This is a genomic window from Chryseobacterium sp. MEBOG06 (genome assembly GCF_021869765.1).
In the GTDB taxonomy this organism is placed as follows: Bacteria; Bacteroidota; Bacteroidia; order Flavobacteriales; family Weeksellaceae; genus Chryseobacterium.
This window is the reverse complement of record NZ_CP084580.1, coordinates 1,699,339-1,722,300: the sequence shown is the minus strand read 5'-3', so window position 1 is coordinate 1,722,300 and position 22,962 is coordinate 1,699,339. Positions and strand designations below refer to the sequence as shown.

15 protein-coding genes are annotated in these 22,962 nt (G+C 36.6%); 3 read left to right on the top strand and 12 right to left on the bottom strand.

The features are described 5' to 3' along the window. Position 1: 1 nt before the first annotated feature. Both LF887_RS07955 and LF887_RS07950 read right to left on the bottom strand, forming a co-directional pair. On the bottom strand, positions 2-520 hold the full coding sequence (locus LF887_RS07955; protein WP_236858495.1) for a nuclear transport factor 2 family protein: 519 nt from the start codon (positions 518-520) through the stop codon (positions 2-4). 9 nt (positions 521-529) lie between these two features. Further along, the gene (locus tag LF887_RS07950) at positions 530-2,389 is read right to left on the bottom strand and encodes a glycoside hydrolase family 13 protein (protein ID WP_236858494.1); all 1,860 of its coding nucleotides are present in this window, start codon (positions 2,387-2,389) and stop codon (positions 530-532) included. 201 nt (positions 2,390-2,590) lie between these two features. Between LF887_RS07950 and LF887_RS07945 the strand changes: the two genes are divergently transcribed. Continuing rightward, positions 2,591-3,586 carry a sterol desaturase family protein gene (locus LF887_RS07945; protein ID WP_236858493.1) on the top strand — a complete coding sequence of 332 codons (996 nt, stop codon included), beginning with the start codon at positions 2,591-2,593 and terminating at the stop codon, positions 3,584-3,586. A 292-nt stretch (positions 3,587-3,878) separates the two neighbouring features. Here the strand turns inward: LF887_RS07945 and LF887_RS07940 are convergent, their stop codons facing one another. The 4 genes from LF887_RS07940 to LF887_RS07925 all read right to left on the bottom strand — a co-directional run bounded on the left by LF887_RS07940 (position 3,879) and on the right by LF887_RS07925 (position 11,554). Beyond that, positions 3,879-6,035: a glycoside hydrolase family 97 protein gene (locus tag LF887_RS07940; RefSeq protein WP_236858492.1), complete on the bottom strand. Its 2,157-nt coding sequence runs from the start codon at positions 6,033-6,035 to the stop codon at positions 3,879-3,881. 80 nt (positions 6,036-6,115) lie between these two features. Beyond that, on the bottom strand, positions 6,116-7,192 hold the full coding sequence (locus tag LF887_RS07935; protein WP_236858491.1) for a SusE domain-containing protein: 1,077 nt from the start codon (positions 7,190-7,192) through the stop codon (positions 6,116-6,118). Between the two features lie 21 nt (positions 7,193-7,213). Further along, entirely contained in the window at positions 7,214-8,812 is a 1,599-nt protein-coding gene (locus LF887_RS07930) for a RagB/SusD family nutrient uptake outer membrane protein (protein WP_236858490.1), read from the bottom strand. A 6-nt stretch (positions 8,813-8,818) separates the two neighbouring features. Further along, entirely contained in the window at positions 8,819-11,554 is a 2,736-nt protein-coding gene (locus LF887_RS07925; protein WP_236858489.1) for a SusC/RagA family TonB-linked outer membrane protein, read from the bottom strand. A 332-nt stretch (positions 11,555-11,886) separates the two neighbouring features. Between LF887_RS07925 and metG the strand changes: the two genes are divergently transcribed. Together metG and LF887_RS07915 are read left to right on the top strand one after the other, a co-directional pair. Further along, on the top strand, positions 11,887-13,923 hold the full coding sequence (metG, locus tag LF887_RS07920; RefSeq protein ID WP_236858488.1) for a methionine--tRNA ligase: 2,037 nt from the start codon (positions 11,887-11,889) through the stop codon (positions 13,921-13,923). Positions 13,924-13,984: 61 nt separating this feature from the next. Further along, positions 13,985-14,650, top strand: coding sequence for a hypothetical protein (locus tag LF887_RS07915; protein WP_236858487.1), 666 nt, complete (start codon positions 13,985-13,987; stop codon positions 14,648-14,650). Here LF887_RS07915 and LF887_RS07910 read toward each other — a convergent pair. The 6 genes from LF887_RS07910 to LF887_RS07885 all read right to left on the bottom strand — a co-directional run bounded on the left by LF887_RS07910 (position 14,623) and on the right by LF887_RS07885 (position 22,946). Continuing rightward, complete coding sequence (locus LF887_RS07910; RefSeq protein WP_236858486.1) at positions 14,623-15,327, bottom strand: class I SAM-dependent methyltransferase; 705 nt, start codon at positions 15,325-15,327, stop codon at positions 14,623-14,625. The genes LF887_RS07915 and LF887_RS07910 overlap by 28 nt on opposite strands. A gap of 152 nt (positions 15,328-15,479) precedes the next feature. Then, the gene (locus LF887_RS07905; RefSeq protein ID WP_236858485.1) at positions 15,480-16,292 is read right to left on the bottom strand and encodes a siderophore-interacting protein; all 813 of its coding nucleotides are present in this window, start codon (positions 16,290-16,292) and stop codon (positions 15,480-15,482) included. A gap of 106 nt (positions 16,293-16,398) precedes the next feature. Continuing rightward, positions 16,399-18,609 carry a TonB-dependent receptor gene (locus LF887_RS07900; RefSeq protein WP_236858484.1) on the bottom strand — a complete coding sequence of 737 codons (2,211 nt, stop codon included), beginning with the start codon at positions 18,607-18,609 and terminating at the stop codon, positions 16,399-16,401. A gap of 190 nt (positions 18,610-18,799) precedes the next feature. Further along, positions 18,800-20,392: an MFS transporter gene (locus LF887_RS07895; protein WP_236858483.1), complete on the bottom strand. Its 1,593-nt coding sequence runs from the start codon at positions 20,390-20,392 to the stop codon at positions 18,800-18,802. Between the two features lie 108 nt (positions 20,393-20,500). Next, positions 20,501-21,613 (bottom strand): HlyD family secretion protein, encoded by a 1,113-nt coding sequence (locus LF887_RS07890; protein WP_236858482.1) that lies wholly within the window; start codon positions 21,611-21,613, stop codon positions 20,501-20,503. 22 nt (positions 21,614-21,635) lie between these two features. After that, positions 21,636-22,946, bottom strand: a complete 1,311-nt coding sequence (locus LF887_RS07885) for a TolC family protein (protein ID WP_236858481.1) — start codon at positions 22,944-22,946, stop codon at positions 21,636-21,638. Between the last annotated feature and the right edge of the window lie 16 nt (positions 22,947-22,962).

Sequence of the window (22,962 nt, the reverse complement as noted above, 5' to 3'; positions counted from 1 at the left end):
CTTATTTCTTTAATTCTTGGATTAATGGATCTTCAAGGGCTGTTTTCTCAGCAACCACTTTATCCACTACGTCATTGGGAACTGTCATGGAAAGTACATATTGCTTTACCTTCCAGTTTCCATTAATTTTTTCTACGACTCCGGAGCCTCTGCAAATCTTCATTTGGGTATCCAGTAATTCATCAAACCAAGCCAGTTTTCCATCATTACTGAAATAGATATTTCTTTTAAGAGCGGTGAAATTCCAGGTTTTCTTTTTGTCAAAATGAGGTTTCGCCCACACCATGAATTCTTTTTTGTTCCAAACTTCAGTTGCATCAGTTCCAATGAAAGTAGACTGATCAGCAAAGTAATTAAAATAAGCATTGTAATCCGCTTTTGCAGCAGCTGCATTAAATCCGTCAAGCATCTTGCTGATCTCTGTCTTTTCTTTTTCAAATGTTTTTGACGATTGAGCAGAAAGGACTGAAAATCCAAATAAAAATAAGATGAATGTGTGAACAGCTATTAATTTTTTCATAGATCGTAATTATTTTTCAAGTTCAATAATAAATGAAGTTTTCGCAGGTATGGCAATAGTGTTTTGGAATGTAAATTCTTTATCTGCAATGATATCTTTCCCTTTTGTAAATCCATTAAGTGATTCTGCAAAATGTTTCAAATCTACTGTTTGGTCTTTATCATTATTATTGATCATAACCATTACACTTTCTTTTTCATTATATCTGAAATAGGTAAATACACCATCCTGAGGGGCGAAGTTTTTAGTTTTCCCGCTATGAATCACTTCTTTTCCCTTTCTCCAGTTCAATAATTTCTGTGTATACTGAAAAAAGTCTTTCTGCTGCGGAGTTTGCGCTGACAGATTGAAGGCATTCTGCTTATCAGATTTCCATCCTCCCGGAAAATCTCTTCTGATATCGGTATCTCCACCTTTTTTCTTATCTCCTCTCATTCCTATTTCTGATCCATAATAGATCTGCGGAATTCCACGGGTGGTTGAAATAAGTGTTAATCCCAGTTTATAGGCTTTGGGATCTGCATTAAAAATTTCATTCCATCTTTCGGTGTCATGATTTTCAAAAAATACCAGCAGGTTATTAACATCCGGATACAGAAAGTCGCTTGTAAATGAGTCGTAGATTCTGTTCATTCCACCGTTCCAGCTCTCTTTTTCATGAAAAGCTTTAGGCATTTCTCCAAATAATATAAAATCCATCACAGAAGGCAGATTCGAGTTGTATCCTGCGGCTTCTCCGGTTTTAGAGTTTTTCTGCCATGCCGAAATGTGTCCTGCAGTAGAAAGCCAAGTTTCACCTACGATATTAAACTTCGGATATTCCTCGGTAATTGCTTTAGCCCATTTTGCCATTGCTTCTTTATCATTGTAAGGGTAAGTATCTACACGGAAACCGCCAAGTTCTGCATATTCAATCCACCAGATTGCATTTTGAGTTAAGTATTTCAGGACTAACGGATTTTTTTGGTTAATATCCGGCATTGTAGTATCAAACCATCCGTCCAGTGCATATTTTTTATCTATTTCGGAAGCATTGGTATCAAATTGAGAGGTAATTTTATAGTTAGATCTTTTGAATCCATTCTCACCATCGTTGAACCAGTGAATCCAGTCTTTTGTGGGAAGGTCTTTGATCATCCAGTGTGAAACTCCCCAGTGATTGGTTACATAATCCATCACCAGCATCATATGTCTTTTATTCAACTCACGGGATAATGTTCTGTAGTCTTCATTAGTACCATAGCGGCCATCAATTTTATACAGATCGGTCTGAGCATAACCATGATAAGAGTATACTTTTTCATTATCTTCATTGACCGGAGTCAGCCATACCGCTGTTGCTCCCAGCTTCTGAATATAATCAAGATTATTGATAATACCGCGAAGATCTCCGCCATGTCTTCCGTTAGGCAGGTTACGGTCAGCTTTCTCAGTAAGATCCGGTCTGGAATCATTTTTCTCATCGCCATTAGCAAAACGATCCGGCATAATCAGATACATCACATCTTTCGAGGTAAAAGAGGAGCGGTCTGCGGATCCGGAATTCCTTTGTTTAAGCTCATATGAGTAGGATCCTATATTTTTTTTACCATTTTTAATATTAATGGTAAACTTAGGAACGTTTATCTCATTGGTATTAACAGTGATAAAAAGATAGTTAGGATTCTCCACCTTTTGGAGATTTTTGATCTGTATCCCGTCCGAAAGAGTGACTTCATTATTGGCAACTCCTTTTCCGTAAACAAGAATCTGAAGTTCGGGATTTTTCATTCCCTTCCACCAGAACGCCGGCTCTACTTTTTCCAACATTTTTTGGGAAAAAGCTGCAGAAGCTATCGAAAGGGCTAATACTGCATATATAGTCTTCATATTAAAGTTCAATTTAGCATTAAATTTTCAAATATAAGCTCAAAACCTAATGTAATGTGCTTATTTCAATCTTCTTAAACTGAAAAAATTAAGGTTTGGCATTGATATCTTAATTTTTATCAAAAACATATAACTTTTTCATAAAAAATTCATCTAAAAATAGGGATTCTCATTATTTTTATCTTTAGTTTTACAGAAAAAATGTTTGATTTCACTTCAATCTTCAAAAGTGATGGGCCAGATATCGTTTATACATGGACTATCCCTTTGTTTGCCGTCATTATTTTTATAGAAATGGCCTACAGCCATTTTAATAAAGAAAAGATTTATGAAACCAAAGATGTTGCTACAAATGTTCTTTTTGCTCTGTTAAATTACAGTTTAGATATCATCATGAAAGGCTTTTCTATGTTTGTCATGATGTTTTTTTACCAACACCGTCTTTTCACCTGGGAAGTGGGAATATGGTACTGGATTGCGGTTTTCCTCGCTCAGGATCTCGCCTATTATATCCATCATTATGTAGATCATCATTCCCGTGTTTTCTGGGCAGTGCATATTACCCATCACAATTCTGAATATTTTAATATCAGTACAGGTTTCAGAAGTCCTGTATTCCAGCCTTTATACAGGTATCTGTTTTTCTCTCCTTTAGCATTTATGGGGTTCCATCCGTTACATGTTATGGTGGCGTATTCTGCAATACAGATCTATGGAACGTTTGTACATACCCAGTCTATTAAAAGTATGGGCTTTCTGGAATATATTTTGGTAACTCCTTCTCATCACCGTGTACATCATGCGTGCAACATCAAATACCTGGACCGTAATATGGGAATGGGACTGATCATCTGGGACAAAATATTCGGAACTTTTGAAAAAGAAGATCCCGAAGTTCCTGTAAAATACGGAGTATACCCCAAAATAAAATCCAAAGATCCTGCTACTATGCTTTTCTATGAATGGAGAAGGATAGGAAAAGATCTCAGACAGCCGGGGGTATCTTTTAAAAACCGTATCAAATATCTTTTTTACTCACCGGGATGGAGACATGACGGCACCGGAAAGACGGTAAAGCAGTACCAAAAGGAATACAATGAAAAAATAAGAAACGGAGTTCCTGTTAAAAGAAAAGAACAGGTATCAGAACCGGAATATCAATATTCATCACTCAGCCAGCAGGCAGAGGATAAATAATCCAAGTTTATTCTAAAGATATAATAAGAAGAAAAACTGGAAGAGTGAAGTTATTTATGATCTAAATAATTTTGCTCTTCCAGTTTTTTTTTAGGCGTATGGTAGCCTCAATACATTATAAGGTAATACAAAACTATATATTCTACATTAATTTTAATTTCCTTAACCCAAACTCAGATTAATTGAAATAGGGAATTCTTAACCTGTATTAAAGAATAATTTCTTACAAAAAATAAAATACCCCGGACATGGAAAAATCCAATGAGCCGGGGCACCCTAGTGTATTTTCAAATTATTTTACAGGCTTGATAGAAATTGCGAAACCTCCGCTTCTTACCATTTTAAAATTAATTTTTGATTTGCTTGTAATCTCTTTCTTATAGATGTTATAGCTTTGAGGATTGTTGATGTAATCTGCATCTTTTCCATCTTCATAGATGATTGCCTCATATTTTTTTCCTTTATCCAGGAATGAGAAATCTACCGTATACTCACGTTTGTTCTCATCGGTAATTCCTCCCACAAACCAGTTTTCTGTTCCTTTTGCTTTTCTGGCAGTGATTACATAATCTCCTGGTTCTGCGGATAAGATTTTCGTGTCATCCCAGTCTGCTGCTACATCTTTGATAAACTGGAATGCATCCATATGTTTTTTGTAGTTCTCAGGAAGGTCTGCGGCCATCTGAAGCGGCATGTACATTGTAACGTACAAAGCCAGCTGCTTGGCCAGTGTAGTTTTTACGAAACGGGTATCTCCAGGGAAATAATAGTCTAATTTTGTCTGGAAAATTCCCGGTGTATAATCCATAGACCCTCCCATCCATCTTGTAAACGGAAGAACAGTCTGGTGATCAGGCTTATTTCCTCCAAATGCTTCATATTCTGTTCCACGTGCGGCTTCGGCAGAAATATAGTTTGGATAAGTACGGCTTTCTCCTGTAGGACGTACAGACTCGTGAGAATTGACCATGATCTTATAGTCATTTGCTTTTTCAGCAATTCTATAATAATGATTGATGGTCCATTGAGAATAATGGTGCTCTCCTCTTGGGATAATATCTCCCACATATCCTGTTTTCACAGCATCATAGCCATATTTATTCATCGTCTGGAAGGCTTTGTCTGCCCATCTTTCATAGTTCGTTGCAGAACCTGAAGTTTCATGGTGCATGATTAGCTTAATTCCTTTTGAATGAGCATAATCATTCAACATTTTGATATCAAAATCCGGGTAAGGGGTAACGAAATCAAAAACAAATTCTTTTGAGTGTCCGAACCAATCTTCCCAACCTATATTCCAGCCTTCAATAAGCAATCCCTGAAATCCGTTTTCCGCAGCAAAGTCAATATACTCTTTAACTTTAGTATTATTGGCTGCATGCTTTCCGTTTGGTGTAAGTTTTGTAAAATCGGTTTTATCCAAATGAACGTTTTCTGCTGTAGAATACGCCCACTGTGATTTTCCGATGATCATTTCCCACCAGACTCCCATGTATTTTGTAGGGTGAATGTAGGAAGTGTCTTTATATTTTGTAGGCTCATTGAGGTTAAAGATCATTTTGGAATCCATCACTTCTTCTGCTTTGGGAGAAACAATGATGGTTCGCCAAGGTGTAACGGACGGCGTCTGAATATATCCTTTTGCTCCCTGTCTGTCTGCTGTCAAATGCGTTTTGAATTTGTAATTCTGTGCATCCACTTCCAGATGGGAGGCCGGATAATCCAATACTGCGGCTTCGGCAACGTTGATATATAAAGGAGATTTCCCTTCTTTCTTCAGCATCAATGGAGACTGCACTGCATTTTTAACCAATGTCTGAGAGGCGTTGGCGTCATATGCCTTGTCCCACTGTGAAGGAATTTCAGAAACTTTTGTTTCCTGATACTGATATTCCTGAGAGTCATAATCTGCCACCATCCACCAGGCTTTCATATCGGTTGGAAAATCAATTTCAGAATCTTCTTCTCTGATCACGAAATAATTAAGATTCTTTTGCTGTGGGAATTCATATCTGAACCCAAGGCCATCGTTGAACAACCTGAATTTCACCACAATACTTCTGTCTGTAGAAGCCTGATTCAGTGTAACGGCAAGCTCATTATAATGATTGATATAGTTCTTTTTCTCACCAAGAACCGGCTGCCAGGTCTCGTTTTTAGAGTCTCTTTTTTCATCTACCTTTGCAAAACCGTTGTTGAGGTCGTATTTTGCATCTTCCGGCTTGGCAATTTCGGAAGCGAATTTGATGGCTGTGTCTTTAAATAATCTCAATCCCAATTTAGAATCTTCAACTACTACGGCTCCGTTATATTTCAGGTTATAGTAAGGCACTCCTTCTTTCAGCTGAAAGCTCATTTCAAACTTCCCGTCCGGAGATTTTAAAGATTGGGCTTTCACGCCTGTAAACATCATTGAGAGCAAAAGTGCTCCAACTGTAATTTTCTTCATAATGACTATTTATTAACTTAAAATATCAAAGTGCCACGGTAAAGCAGCACTTTGCTTTATTTTAAATTTGATTTTTATTATTATTTAAATATTGGAATTAGTGAATATTCAGCGGTAATATCATTGAAATACACATCATATTTAAAGGTTTCACTTACTGGAATATTTCCTCCTCCAAGCTCTGCCACTCCAAAAAACTCCTGAGCTTTCCCCCAGTTTGTTCCCCAGTCATGATTGGCTCTGAACTTGAATTCACCAGAATTCATTGCCGCATTTTTCTTCACCCAAATATGAGGGTCAAAAGTTGACTTTTGAAGATCTACATCTGTACTCCAATCTCCGGATGCTGTTCCGATCATTGAAATTGTAGTATAGCTAACTGTTGGAGGTGCTATTGCAGTAAAGGTATAGGTCAAAGCATTGGTATCAACCGTTAATTTATAATACCCTGCAGCTGATACAGAAATGTTTCCAGAAGTAGCACTTGTGCTTAAGGCTCCGGCAGAACCGCCTAAGCCATATTGAGTATCCCAAGAACCTGGAGTTTTAATTAATTTAAAACCACCCTGTGCAAAATACCCTACATAAGAATATACTCCCGTTGCAGCTGTTTTCTGTAAAGGAAGGAACTTCGCATTTGTTTCACTATTATCCCAACCAGCTGATGTAGCATCACCTATTAAATAAAGATCTGTATACTTATAAGTAGGTCCTAGAAGATAAGGAGTTACTACTAAAGTTGTCACATCAGAATAAAAAGGTGCCGCCCCAACCAAAGTTCTTATTCTAACTTCAATCTCTGCTGACACATTGGTAGCTGCCCCTAAACTCAATGCTATATTATTAAGCTGTTTATTGGTATAGGCTAATGGTGAAGTTGTCACTTCCGTAGTAGAGGCATCTTTAAAATTTTCACCTTTAATTGCAAACTGTATTTGTTGTGTATAAACTACAGGTATATTAAAGGTTGATTTATTCCAAGTGATATTTAGAGCTACATTATCAGGATTCGCCTTATCTAAAACAATCGTTGTCTTATCCGGTGTAACCTTACTTTTTATAGTTTCAGTAATAACAGCCTGATCTTCATCTTTTTCACATGAAATAATAAAAATTCCAATGAATGCTATTGCTAATATTTTAAAGAAATGTTTCATTTTTAGATTCTTTTTTTAAAATTAGTATCCAGGATTTTGAACCAAATTAGGATTAGCTACAATATCATTAGCTGGTATAGGGAAAAGATTTCTATATTCATCTACACCTTTGCCTTCTTTTACGCCTCCTTTCCATGGCCATACATACGAACTTGAAGTGAACTTTCCATAGCGAATAAGATCCGTCCTTCTGGTTGCTTCCCAAGACATTTCTCTAGCTCTTTCATCTAAGAAAAAGTCAGTATTCACTGATGTTACCTGATTTCCTCCAGCTCTCGTTCTTAAAGCATTTACATATCCTAAAGCCGTTCCAATATTACCTCCTGAACCACCTCTGGTAACTGCTTCTCCATACATTAAATAAATGTCTGCTAAACGGTAAAGTGGTATATCAGCATCTACAAAAGTACCCGTAGGGTCTGAGCCCTGAGTATTATCTGCATATTTTATATTCTTATATTTAACAAAAGCATATCCATCAGTAAATGCAGTTATATCATTAATCTCCAGATTTTGCCCATTTGTATAAAAATTACCTCTCTGATCATTTGGATTTCCATTGAATAAGCTAACAAAAGATTTTGTTGTTCTTATTCCGCCCCAGCCTCCGTTGACTCCAAATTGTGCTGCCGGCATAGAACCACCAATAGCAGCATGCACCATAAAAGTTGAACCTCCATAAGTTTTGGTACGCATACCGTCATAATTAACAGATAAAATCACCTCTGGATTACTCAAATTATTATCAGCCATAAACAATGAACCATAATTTGGTTTCAGAGTATATCCTGTATTAATTATTTTATTACAATAAGTAATACAGTCTGTATTTCTTTCTGTACCTGTATAAACTTTTGCATTGAGATATAATCTTGCTAATAAAGCCCATGCTGCAGCTTTATCTGCTCTACCATATTCATTAGTTCTAGCATCCTTTAAATTATTAGCACATGCTAACAATTCCGTTTCTACAAATTTGAATAGTTCAGTTCTTGTAATTCTTGGTGGCGGATTATTAATAACATCAGTAGTTTCCAATACAAAAGGAACATTTCCAAACAGGTCTAAAGCATGATAGTAAGATTGAGCTCTCAAAAATCTAGCTTCTGCATTCATATATTTTGCTTCAGTAAGATTACTTCCTGAAATTCCATTGGTTGCCAACTTTTCATCAGTTGTATTTTTGATAAACTCATTACTTACTGCAATAACGTTATATATCCTATAATAAATAGCAGCAACAAATGGATTTGAAGAATTCCAGGTCATATTATGCATTTCCGGAAGACCTGCATCGCTCCAAGCAATGATAGCCTCATCGGTTGTTAAAACCTGCATACTGTACATTTGACGAAGATAATTAGAAAACCCACCATCAATACCGCCGATATCTGTATTTCCATCACCATTATTCTCATCTCCCTGTCCACCAATTGCCAATCCGGCATAAATTTTTGCTAACGCAGGTTTATAATTATTAAAATCCTTGTATAATACTGTAGAGGTTAACCCTAAAGTTGGTTCTCTTTCAAGATCTTGAGTACAAGATCCTATCGAAATTAAAGTGGACAATGTAATTGACCCAATAATTAGTTTTTTATATAAATATTTATTTTTCATAATAGATTAAAATTGGAAGTTAAACCCTACTGAATACACTTTAGGTCTTTGATAAAATCCATTATCAATTCCACCAAAAACTTCAGGATCTACACCTTTGTACTTTGTAATTACAAATACGTTCTGAGCCATCGCATTGATTCTTAAATTAGTTCCCTTTCCTATTAATTCGCCAGCATTATAACCCACTGTAAGATTATCCATTCTTAGGAACGATGCATCTTCAATAAACATATCCGAAAATAGTTGTGTAGTAGCAAATTGAGTATTCAAAACACTTGAATTGGTATTGCTTAAGAAGTTATTAGCCTGAATATTGGCTATTGAACTGTTAGAAGCAGAGTTATTGTATACATAATTACCCAAAACAGCTCTGAGGGCCGTACCAATCTCCCAATTCTTAAATTTAACCTTTGTAGAAAATCCTAAAATGATATCGGGTGTAGGTGACTTGTAAAAGTATTTATCATCTTCAGTTATCTTTCCATCTCCATTTCTATCAATATAGGCACCATCTAATGGTTTTCCATTGGCATCATAAACTTGTTGATAAACGTAGAATGCATTCAGTGGCTGACCTACTGTAATTGCCTGAATATAATTATTAATTCCAGAAATGCTTCCAGCAGGAATTTTATATGCAGAATCTACATATTGTGAAAGGCTTGTAACTTTAGGATTAAATTTAGTTGCATTAAAATTAACATCCCAAGTTAGGTTTTGACTTTTAATTGGAATAATATTCAAGTTCGCTTCAAAACCTTTGTTTGATATAATTCCAACATTTTTAATATTAAAGTTATTTAAATCTCCAGCCCAAGTAGGAACTTTTGCGATCAAGTTCTCCGATTTTTTGTCAAAATAATCTATAGATCCACTAATTCTACTGTTAAGAATTTCAAAATCTAATCCCAAGTTTTTGGTTGTTGTTGTTTCCCAAACCAGGTTTGGATTATAAACATCAGGACGAAGCAAAGTATAAAAACTATTTCCAAGCTGATACTGAGCAGTACTGCTGTTACTATATGAATAGGAACCAAAAGCTGGATAAAAATTACCTGTTTCCTGCTGTCCAGTTTTACCCCATCCTGCTCTTATTTTTAAGGAGTTTATACTTGAAATATTTTTAAGGAAACTCTCTTCGTTAATCTTCCAGGCAACTGATACTGCCGGGAAATTTCCCCAAAGGTTATTTCTATCCGTTCCATTCCAGAATGTAGAAGATCCATCTCTTCTTATTGATCCATTAATCACGTATTTGTTAGCAATCGTAAAAATACCTCTGGCATAGAATGACACCAATGTTCTTTGGGTATCACCTGGCGTAGAAAAATCTGTTTTTTGATTACCATAATACGTTGGAGCTTCCGGTGTTATTGAATGAGTATCTTGATAAGAATACCCAGCAATAACATCTACATTGGTATTGATGGCTTCAATCTTTTTTACGTAATTTAAATAGGATTCAAATAATTTACTTTTGATTTCCTGAGAATAAGAACGATAAGAGCCTAAACTTCCGATTCCTTGGGCATAGTCCTTAGATACATTTACCGAGCCATCACTTTTAGCATAATCATAGGATCCTGTAACATTTAATCTTAAATCTGGTAAAAAGTGAAATTTATAATCCAGTTGCAAACTTGGAATAACTCTAAAAACAGAAGAAAGATCTCTTTTACCATATAACAAGCCCAGTGGGTTTCTAGTACCATTTACATTCAGACCTGTAGCATGATTTTGAGGATCTAGCCATTCATAATACCCCCCATAATTAGAGTTTCCAGAATATACAGGCTGCGTTGGGTCAAAATATGTTGCTGCTCCAATAGCGCCTTTATCAGGAAATCTATTTTCCGTAAAAGTTCCTTTGAAATTACCATTAACAGTTAAATGATTATCAAAAAACTTAGGAGAGAAATTTAATCCTAAAGATGTTCTTTTAAAATCATTCGTTCTTACAATTCCATTTTGCTCATTATATCCTAAGGATACTCTATATGGCAGTCCTTTAACACCTCCTGAAAAAGAAACATTGTTATCTGTTCCCCATGCCTGCTGATAAATTAGATCTTGCCAGTTTGTATTTGAAGTTCCTAAATAGCTTTTTTGTAATGAAGTTCCAAAGGAATTTACAAACTGCCTAAACTGATCTCCATTCAAAACATCCACATTGTTCATTTTGGTAGAAACGGAAAAATTGGTATTAAAATTTACTTTAAACTTGCCCGCAGTTCCTTTCTTTGTTGTAATCAAAATTACCCCGTTTGAAGCTCTGTTACCATAAATAGCTGCTGAAGAAGCATCTTTTAAGATATCAAAAGTTTCAATATCATTAGGGTTAATTAATGATAGTGGGTTTGTGGCACCACTTAAACTATTAAAGTCAATGGGTACACCATCAATAACAATTAGAGGGTCATTATTTATAAAAGAAGAGCCCCCTCGTACTCTGATGGTAGAACCTGCTCCTGGGGCACCACTATTTCCAGTTATCTGAACCCCTGGTGTCTTTCCTACTATTAATTGGTCTGCAGTAGCTGCCCCTCCATTAAAGTCTTTGGAACTAACCGAAGATATCGAACCGGTAAGGTCTGTCTTCTTCTGCTTACCATACCCAATCAGTACAACTTCCTCAATTTTCTTTTCTTGTGGAAGAGAGTCCTTTGTTTGCGCATGCATTACTGTGCTGGCCAGTAAAAAAGCGGGCGCGATTTTTAATACTGTTGTAAAATTCTTCACAATCTTATTTTTATAGTTTCTTTTTAAGTCAAATTTTGGCCTAAAGCCAGAGTGGTAATTTAAAAAAAAAATATAATTATCATAAAATTAATATAATTTAAGATAATTTTATGTATATTACGAAGCTAAAATAGATTAGATTTCTAAAATCCAGTAGATTAAACGATCCTATGCAATACATAACATAGTATGAAAGCTAAGCACAAAGTCAAACAAACGTTTAACTTTATTTCATGTTCAGCTCATTAAATTGTCTTACAAATCATAATAAGTCCACAAATAGCGGTATTCAAGAGATAATCCTTATCTTTGCAGTCAAAACTTTACTATAAATGTCAAACAGAAAGATGATTACGGCAGCTTTGCCTTATGCAAACGGGCCGGTTCATATAGGACATTTGGCAGGTGTTTATATTCCTGCGGATGTTTACGCAAGATTTCAGAGAAGATTAGGAAAAGATGTAGCGTTTATCTGTGGTTCGGATGAGCACGGGATTCCTATTACTATAAGAGCTAAAAAAGAAGGGGTTACTCCTCAGGATATCGTTGACAAATATCACGGGATCATTAAAAAATCTTTTTCTGATCTGGGAATCTCCTTTGATGAATATTCAAGAACTACGTCTAAGAACCATTATGAAACCAGTCAGGATTTCTTCAAGGTTTTATATGAAAAAGGCAAATTCACAGAGGAGGTTTCTGAGCAGTATTTTGATGAGCAGGCTGGAGAATTCCTTGCTGACCGTTATATTGTAGGAACGTGCCCGAACTGTGGCAACGAAAACGCATACGGAGACCAGTGTGAGAAATGTGGTTCTACCCTTTCGCCATCGGAACTGATCAATCCGAAATCAATGCTTAGTGGAAATGTTCCTATCCTTAAAGAAACAAAAAACTGGTATCTGCCTTTAAATGAATATGAAGATTTCTTAAATGAGTGGATCATTGAAGGTCATAAAGATGACTGGAAGCCTAATGTATACGGGCAGGTGAAATCCTGGTTGAATGACGGCCTTAAGCCTCGTGCCATGACCAGAGATCTGAACTGGGGAGTTCCGGTTCCACTTCCAAATGCAGATGGGAAAGTATTGTACGTATGGTTTGATGCACCTATCGGTTATATCTCTTTCACCAAAGAATGGGCAGAGAAAAATGGAAAAGACTGGAAAGATTACTGGCAGAGTGAAAACAGTGACCTGGTACATTTTATCGGAAAGGATAATATTGTATTCCACTGTATTATTTTCCCTGCGATGATGAAGGCTCACGGAGATTACATTATGCCTAAAAATGTTCCTGCTTTTGAATTCCTGAACCTTGAGAACGATAAGATTTCGACTTCAAGAAACTGGGCAGTATGGGCTCATGAATATGTGGAAGACTTCCCTGGACAACAGGATGTTTTAAGATATGCTCTTCTTTCATCCGCTCCGGAAACTAAAGATAACAACTTTACATGGAAGGATTTCCAGACGAAGAATAATTCTGAGCTGGTTAATAAATTTGGAAACTTCATTAATAGAGTTATTTCTTTCACTAACAAAAACTTTGAAGGAAAAGTTCCAAATGGTGTTTTAGATGATACCAGCAAAGCTGCAATGAAAACAGCGATTGAAGACGTTAACAATTACCTGGAAAAATATGAATTTAGAAATGCATTAAATGCATTTATGCTTTTAGTAGATTATGGTAATCAATATCTTCAAAATGCAGAACCTTGGAAGACAATAAAGAATGATCCAAATGAGGCGGGCCAAGCAATGTTTGTCGGAGCTCAAATTTCTGCTGTTGTTGCTCAATTATGTGAGCCATTCATGCCATTCTCAGCTGAAAAATTATTTGGATACTTTAATATTGAGAAAAAGAATTGGAATGATTTACAAAATACTGAAATCCATATTGAAGTCGGACATAAAATTGAAGAAGCTCCTCTATTATTTACTAAAATTGAAGACAGCGCAATCGAGGCTCAAATTCAAAAGCTGGAAAATACAAAACAAAACAATAAAAAAACAAATCCTAACGCAAACCCTATGAAAGAGGAAATCACGTTTGATGACTTTACTAAAATAGACCTTAGAACAGCAACTATTATAGAAGCTGAAAAGGTAGAAAAAGCAGATAAATTATTAAAACTTACTGTAGATACAGGAGTAGATGTAAGAACTGTTGTTTCAGGTATTGCGGAAAGCTTTACCCCTGAAGAAGTTATTGGTAAGCAGGTAATGATCCTTTTGAATCTTGCACCAAGAAAAATCAGAGGAATTGAATCTCAGGGAATGTTATTATTAACAACAAAACCAGACGGAAAATTATCTTTCGTAACACCGGATGACAGCAATGTTGAAAACGGTATTGAGATCGGATAATTAACATCGTGATAAAGATAACAGGCTGTTTCAATAGAAGCAGCCTTTCTTTTAACAGCTTATGGTGAATAGAAGTGTTTTAAGAAAATTGTCCAATCAGGAATTGGAGGTTTATTTACAGGAAGGCAATCGCTTTGTTCCGGAGGCCGTTCAGGTAGCTTTTGAAATTTTGCAAGAAAGAGGACGTATTTTCAGTGAGCAGGAAAAAACAGCCGTTCAGCAACTAATCCAGTATAAAAAAGAAGCGGAAGAAGCTAAAATCAATGCAGAAAAGGAAATATGGCAGGATTATATAACTGAAGATCCCAACGCTGTAAAACTGTTTCCAAGGGAGCTTATATTCATCATCAGCTTGCTTTTAGGTACTATTCCCGGCTCTATTTTATTAGGTTTGAACTTCATTAAACTAAAAAAATACGGTCCGGCTATTCTGACTTTTATTTTTGGATGTATTTTTTTTACTGTCCAGTATTTTGCTGTTCCTTTTATGTACAGAAATAATATTCAACGGGTTTTTACCTACAGAAAAAGTCCTGAACTTTTAATAGGTGCAGCAGGAGCTTTGATATTATTTGTATTCTGGGTTTTATTTACACCGAAAAAGCTGCCCTACAGAGCAGCTTCATATATTTTTCCGGGAATTATCTCTTTCATTATGTTAGCTTTAATTGTAACCAACTACCAGGGATGGTTCTCAAGCTATTTCTTAGTCAGTTTTGCTAAGTAAGAATCTTCATCTTTCATGATTTTTTCGATTTTAAAACCATTGTATTCAGCGGCATTCTTCAAAGTATTAAAATCAAGGTAAAGCCACGTAATCGGCTCTTCAGATTCTCCTTTGTAATGAACAATATACTCCAGTTCCCCATAATATCCTCCTGCCGGAATGTATACTCCGCCATCTTTATCACGGTCAAACATATAGATAATGTCTGTACTGTCAATCAGAATCTGTCCATTATCATTTAATAAAGTATGCAATTTCTGAAGATAGGTATCAATTTTAGCAAGACTTTCAAAAACCCCTGTACCATTCATCAATAATAAAATGGTATCAAATGTTTCACCGGAAAAATCAAGCATATTTTCACAAACAGCCTTTTCAATTCCTCTCAGCGCACAAACCTCAACAGATTTTGGAGAGATATCTAAAGCAGTTACATCAAGTTTTTTTTCATTCTGAAGATATAAAGAATGAGAACCTGCTCCTGCTCCAATATCCAGTATTTTTCCTTCGGATAATTGCAGTGCTTTCTGCTCAATATCATTCATTTCTTCAAAATCTCTGAATAAATAATCTACCGGAAGCTCATCCAGCTCAGAAATTGATGTTTCAGTCTGCAGGTCTTCAGGATTTTCATTGTGATAGTAATCCCAGATCGCTCTGCCCATTAAATCTTTCATGGCTGCAAAGATACATGTTGAAAGTTGAAAATGGAAAATTGAAAGTGAGAAATTACTTTTGCTGCCTGTACTTCTTTTTTCCCAACCACTCTATCCATTCTCAATTCCTCATTCTCAATTATCAAAAAATTTTCCTACCTACGCCCAGCTCACTACTCCAGTGAATCTTTTTCCTTCTGTCTGTCCGCCTGCGATTCATTTTCTGCAACACCTGCTTTCCAATAAGAATAAGCGTAGAGTTCCTGTGAAGTCCAGTTTTTTTCTTTCCGGAGATATGTACGGATTTCTTTTACGCCTGAGAATTCGCATGCTACATAGCCAAATTTGGATGTTTCGGGGATTTCTACATTCTTCACTGCATCAGAAATATCACTGCTGATCTGTGGATTTGAATTATGAAGCCACTTAAAATCAATATCAGCTTTGGTTTTCAGCTGCTGTTCATCTTCTTTTCCATGAACTTCAATGATGCATATTCCTTTTGCAGTTTCAGGAAGGGTTTCCAAAATCGCACTGATAACCGGAATTGCCGTAGCATCACCTACCAGCAGATACCAATCAGCTTTAGGGTACAATTCTTTTCCATCCAGACGCATCATTACCCCCAATTTGGAACCAGCCTCAGCTTCTCTTACCCATCTTGACGCAGGACCTCCGTCTCCGTGGTCTACAAAATCAATGATCAGTTCATTTTTTTCCAAATCAATCCCTCTGTGCGTATAGGTTCTTATTGTTGGAGCCAATTCTTTCGGAGGATGAACCCACTGATGGTTTTCATCCAAGGTTGGAAAATGAATTTCGTTTAAACCTGCCGGCGGTACAGCAATTTTATTATTGTCTCCTACAGCGGTATCTTTGAATAGCTTTACTTCGGGCGAATATAGATAAACCCTTATAAAATGATCGCTGATGTATTCTTTTCTGGTAACTTCGGCAATGATCTGCCCTGTTGGAATTTTAGCCATAACTGATTTTTTTTAAATTAAAATCCGGTTCCCGATCAATATCAGAAACCGGATTTGAAATACAATATATTTTTCAGAATAAGGCGGTTATACCTTAATCTTATTTTTAAAAGTCAAAAGTATAAGACAGATTGAATGTTCTTCCTCTTCCTTTGTAGTTAAATAATTCCGGAAGTCCATAGGTAGAGTATAAAACCTGGGAGCGCTTACTCCATATCGTCTGATAATCTGTATTAAACAAGTTTTGAATACCCAGGTTGAATTTCCCCCAGTTGAATCTGTATCCCATCATCAAATCTGAAGTATTATAACCTTCTACAACATTATTAAGTTCATCCTTCTGCTTGAAATTCTGTAATGACTGGAATCTGAATGACCAGTTTTGAATATTGTAACCAATATAAGTTACTAATTTGGATGGAGAAGCATTATAAATCTCCTGTTTCTGCCATTCTCCTTTATTATCTACCTCAGACTTGATCAAAAGACCGCTCGCCCCGAAATAAACTCCGTTCTTTAAGGAATAGGAAATCTCAGCTTCAATTCCCATATTTCTTAATTTCAAATCATTCACAAGAATCTGGAAAGTCTTTTTATCTACTGTAACACTCTTGTCAGAATTACTCATAAATCCTGCAATCTGAGCTCTTAAACCACCTTTATTAATACGATATCCTACTTCAAACTGATTTGTTTTGATCGCTTGTAAAGGTTGTTCTTTAACGTTGATACTGGATACTACATTCCAGTTTGTTCCCACCAGCTTATATTGCCCAATACCATAAAATTTAGCAGGGTCTGCCAGACTTGCTCCCTGAGAAAATGTTCCCCAGACCTGATGCTGTTCATTGAACTTATATAATAAACCGGCATTGCCCAACGTCACATTATAAGAACTTTCTCCTCCCGGAATAGCAGATGCTGAGCTTCCATAGCCCATTGCTACCTGCGTTTGCTGTTCTGACCCTACAAAATCATCCATTCTTACATTGATATGCTGGTAACGAACTCCTGCATTGATCTGTAATTTTGGAAGAATATTATATTTTGCCTGTACATAACCTGCGTAGCTCTGGGAGTGATTGGTAGGATATCTTCCAAGGCTGTATTTTGTTTCATTGATCAATCCGCCGCTTGACATTGTTTTGGCAATATCATAAACTGACTGATTTCCTTCAAATTTTTCAAAATCAATATCCGCACCATAGGTAACATTCAGCCCTTTCCATGATTTTGACAATAAAGCTTTTATCCCTGAGTAATAAGTATTTTGTTGGGAAGATGACATATAAGCAATCTTTCCTGTCTGAAGGGTAACATTCCCCGGGAAAGGATAAAATCCTAATTTTTCACCACGGGTAGCAAATTGTACATATAAATCCTGACCTCCCAGAATTCCGTTTGCGGTGTAAGCAACGGTTCCCATATAACGCTCAGTTCCTACATTTTTATCGGAAGAGAATCCGTCTCTCATATCCAGTAAGGAAGCATTTTTGGTAGTGAATGCGCTTAGGTTTTCACCCAGGAATAAACTTCTGTCTCCGTTAAATTTAGAGTTGTAATACTGAAGGGAAGCTGTTATTTTATGTTTATTGTTAAACTGATATCCTCCTGTTGCAAGGATGTCAATAGACTGGTTGTACTGAAGATCAGTTTGTGTAATATCTGTAAAAAGCTGTTTTTGATCTGCTCCATAAACACCACCATTCTGCTGATAAGCAATTCCTAATCTTCCAAAGACCTTTTCACCCTTACCTGCGATGGATTGGGCAGCACGGAAATCATGGTCATCTTTCCCCATAAAACCAGTACGTACTCCCAGTTCTGTTTCTCCGCTGATTCCTTTTTTGGATGGGGTTTTTGTAATAATATTAATGATACCGCCGGTAGCATTTCCTCCATAAATAGAGCTTGCTCCGGAAAGAACTTCAATTCTTTCGATATTAAAAGGGTCAATAGCATCCAGCTGACGGCTGATTGCACGGATACTGTTCAATGAAACCCCGTCAATCATAACCAAAGCAGAACGCCCTCTCATATTCTGCCCATAGTTGGTTCTTCCCTGCGGGCCAATATCCATACTTGGAATCAAAATGGAAAGCATTTCTTTAATGGGCACTCCGCTTTTAGCCTGTTCCTGTATTTTTTCTTTCTGTACTACCCATACTGTACCTGGAATTTCAGAAATTTTTGTAGGCTTTCTGGAAGCTACAATCACAACATCATCAATGTTTTTTGAGTCTACAGAGTCTTTAACTGTCTGGGAAAAAAATAATCCCGAAGCCAGCAGACCTATGAATGCATACTGCTTTTTCATTCTTTCTAATCAAAGTTTTATAATTTCACAAAGGTAATTCTTATTTAGAAACAATAAAAATAACAAAGTATGAAATTTTTCATGATTTCAAGAACCATAAAGTGATTTATAGCACTTCAACCGCTTTTAAAACGTAAAACCCCAGCCTATAAGGATCCAGGGTTTTACTGTGAAAAAACAAGGTTATTTTTTATAATGCAGGTCCTGCCGCATCTTTTATTTCTTCTAATAATTTTTTCCGTTCACGAAGCCTTCTTCTTGCAATAACAGACTTACCGCCAAGAACTCTTACAAATCTGAAATACTGGAATCGCTTCGCTCCGAAGTGATGGGTTATCACATAAAATAACACTCCAAAACCGGCCAGAATAATATATCCGAATATCTTTTTGGTTGCTATGATCACCGCATTAAGCTGAATGCCCTTCATATTGGCCGCCACATTTTGAGGGGTAACTGTCATTCCGTCCATATAAACAGCAAGATCTCCTATTGCAGTAACCTGAAAACGGTATTGTAACCAAGAATACAGGGTTGAAAAAATCCCCACAGCCAGAAAAGTTCTCCAAACCAATACAAGTCCGATAGCAGCAAGCATTTCATCCATCTCAAGCTTATCAAGAGTATAGAACCATACGGAAATAAATAATGAACACATTCCGTAGCCTTTTAAGAACATAGGTAAATACCAGTTATCATAACTGAATTCCAATACCATGGAAAAATACATGATAATTGCATATCCTATCATGCCCGCAAACCCTGAAAATATATACATTTTCAATGGTTTTTCGTTTTTAAACCAAAATATAGCAATAACTCCGGCCAGAATAATTCCAGGAATCATAAGTAAGTTAAGTCCGGCATTTGTCACCTGATCATATCCTAATACTCCCACTGCAAAAGAAGTCTGAATAGAGGCCGTTCCTAAAAACATTCCTAACCAAAATAACATAAACAGACCGTTCTGTACATTGCTTCTGGTGAAAATTTTGAATGATAGATAAGGCCTTTTTAAAGTCAACTGACGAATCGCAAGCAATGCAAAACTCACAAAAGCAGCGATACTTGCATTAATAATATTTTTCGAATTCAGCCAGTCCTGCTGTCTTCCAAATGCATATACATAAGCGGAAAACATAAAAGTGGATATGAAAAGTAAAATGCTTAACCAGTCAATATAATGTAATGGAACCTTTAATGCAAAGTATTTATTATGCATAAAAATCCAATGAATCAATGCCAGAATGAAACACAAAACCGAAGTAAAAATATAGAACTGCTGCCAATTGTAAAGAAGTGAAAATTCAGCTGCATAATAAGCTGCAACCTGGTTCATCACCAACACAAATGTATAGAATGCTCCATAAAACATTCCACGGTTCCCTATCATGGCCATTAACGGAAGAAACAGCTCTATTGTCACCATCATCTTCATAAATCCGATCACCAGAGCCGTAAATACAAAGATCATCGGCTGTAAGGTAGTCGCATTAATATAGCTCATTAATCCTAAAAGAACCAATAACAATACCATTTTGTCCCGTACCTTAAACCTCATTTTAATCCTGAGGACCACAGGCATACAGGCTCCCATCCCGATTGTGGTGGCATAATTGGCCCACATAAAATATTCCGTCAATGCTCCGGTACCACTCACCAGATGGCTGATATTTCCCGTATAGACTCCGCCAATAGGCATTACCACGGCAAGCAGTAATACAATCAGCAGCAGCTGCACGGGTTTCGGTACCCAGTCGCTATATAATCCTTTGTTGTACATGATTTTTTAGATAATAGATTTGAAATATCAGATAAGAGATTTTTTCTATTCATTTTCAGTTTTCATTCAGCATATGATCTGAAATCTGACATCTTCCCTCTTTAAGTCTTAATTGATATTTACATTCATATTCATTCCCGCACTTAGCTTATCCAGATTTTCTTTTGTATTGGATGCTGTGAATTCAATTCTTACGGGAATTCTTTGCTGTACCTTAATGAAGTTTCCGGTAGAATTATCTGTAGGCACGCTTGAATATCTTGATCCTGTAGCTGCAGAAACTGCGGTAACTACACCTTCAAACTTTTGTCCTCCCAAAGCATCTGCTGTCATGGTCATCTTCTCTCCCACTTTAATATTGGGCATCTGGCTTTCAAGGAAATTGGCTGTTACCCATTTCTGGCCGTTTAAGACGATAGTAGCTACCTGCTGCCCCGGCTGGATCAGTTGTCCTTCGGTAATCGTTCTTCTTCCCATTATTCCATCATAAGGTGCTGTGATAACGGTATAAGAAAGGTTAATTCTAGCCATGTCCAAGGCTGATTTTGTTCTTTTAATTTCTGCATCATTGATTCCTAATCTGCTTTTCACTTCTGTAGTAGAAAGATTAGCTGACTGTTTTTGATTAACCAGTGTTTCATAGGCTGCTTTTTGAGCATCATATTCGGTTTTTACCTGATCGTACTGTTGTCTTGTAACTGCTTCTGCCGCCAAAAGGTTTTTGTATCTGTTCAGGTTTTGTTCGGCATTCCAAAGTCTTGCCTTTGCACCGGCAATATTAGACTGCATTACATTAATATTGTTGGAGACAGTATTTATCGAAGAACTTGTGGCTGTTTTCTGAGCTGTTGCGTTCTGGTAAGCTGCTTCAGCCTGCCCCAATTGTGTAAGAATTTCACGTTCATCCAAAATTACCAGTGTATCACCTTTTTTTACACGCTGATGTTCAATAAATTTAATTTCTTTGATATAAGCAGAAACTCTTGTATTGATGGGATTAATAAACTCCTCAACCTGAGCAGCTTCTGTATAAGTCTTATTTCCAATATGGAAATATTCACGGATAAGCCAGAATAACCCAAAGCCAATCACCAGAAAAACGATGATATTAGAAATAATGGCTCTGATTTTATTGGTTTTATTTTTCTTTTTTTTGCCGTCTCCAGCCGGTCTTGCAGGAGTCTGGGCAGTATTTTGAGTAGTTTGTTCCTTGTTTTCCATTGTTGATTTTCAGTTTTAAAAATTAAAGTGTTCCGGTAGATTTCAAAAGGTTGTAATACTGATACAAAACATTGATTTCTGCGTTTGCATAATCCAGTTCTGATTGTAGTTTCTGGTTCTGCGCATCAATCATTTCTGCCTGTACAGCCAATTGATTAAGGTATTTGGCCTCAGTGATCTTGTAGTTTTCTTCAGCAAGCTTTTTAGAATCGTTCAGAATATCTGCCTGCTGAATAGCTTCCTGATATTTTGTATAAGCTGCATTCACTCCCATATCTACATTCTGTTGCACCAGAGTCACAGCATCATTGGCCTGTGTTTTTTGCAGTTCACCTAATTTTACTTTTTCCTTTGTTTTATAGAGGGTATCTATATTATAACTGAGAGAAACACCTGTCTGCCATCCTCCGGAATACATATCCAGGACCGGATTCCTTGTGGTAACAGGCCTTTGCAGGGTATAGCCTCCAAACCCTGCAATGGTGGGTGCATTATCTGTCTTTATGATTTCAATATTTTTATCTGCGATATCTATATTTTTCTTAGCCGATTTCAGCTGCGGATTCTTTTCGTAGGCAAGATTTGTGTAATATTCCATTCCGATTCCCGCTTCTTTGCTCTCTAAACTTTCAGTAGGAACTATTTCCGTATCAGCAGGCAGGCCCAATGCAATATCTAAGTTATAATTCAGGATCTTTTTATTGTTTGAAAGAGTCAGAATTCCCTGATCCAGGTTTTTGATAGCCAGTTCTCCACGGATCACCTCGTTTCTGGTCACCATACCCTGCTGATAGAACTTCTGAATATTTTTAAGACGCTCCTGAGCCAGTTTTTTGTTATTCTGAAATACTTCTTCCTGATTCACAATTTTATAAACGTCCAGATAATTTGAAATCACTAAAAATTTCACATCCTGTTTATTTTTCTCCAGATCCAGTTCAGAAATCTGTTCACGAAGTCCTGCCATCTCTATAGACTTATTTACCAATCCTCCTTTAAAGATCAGTTGGGTTGCCTGTACAGCGTAAGAGCTACCATAATGTGGCATCTGAACTTTTGTAGAATTTGAAAAGTCTTTATCAATGGCAGCGGCATTCCCTAAATAAAACTGACTTGTGGAAGCCGTAATAGTAGGTAGCTGCTGAAGTTTTGTAACATTGATGCTCTGTTTGGCAATATCAATATTCTGTGCGGAAACTTTTAACTGCTGATGATTCTGAACAGCCAGTTCGGCCACCTCGCCTGCGGTCATCTGTTTAATCTGTTGGGAAAAAAACAGCGCAGGAAAAGCTGCTATCAAAAGAGATAGTGCTGTTTTTATTTTCTTTGTCATTTTACCTTGTTTTACA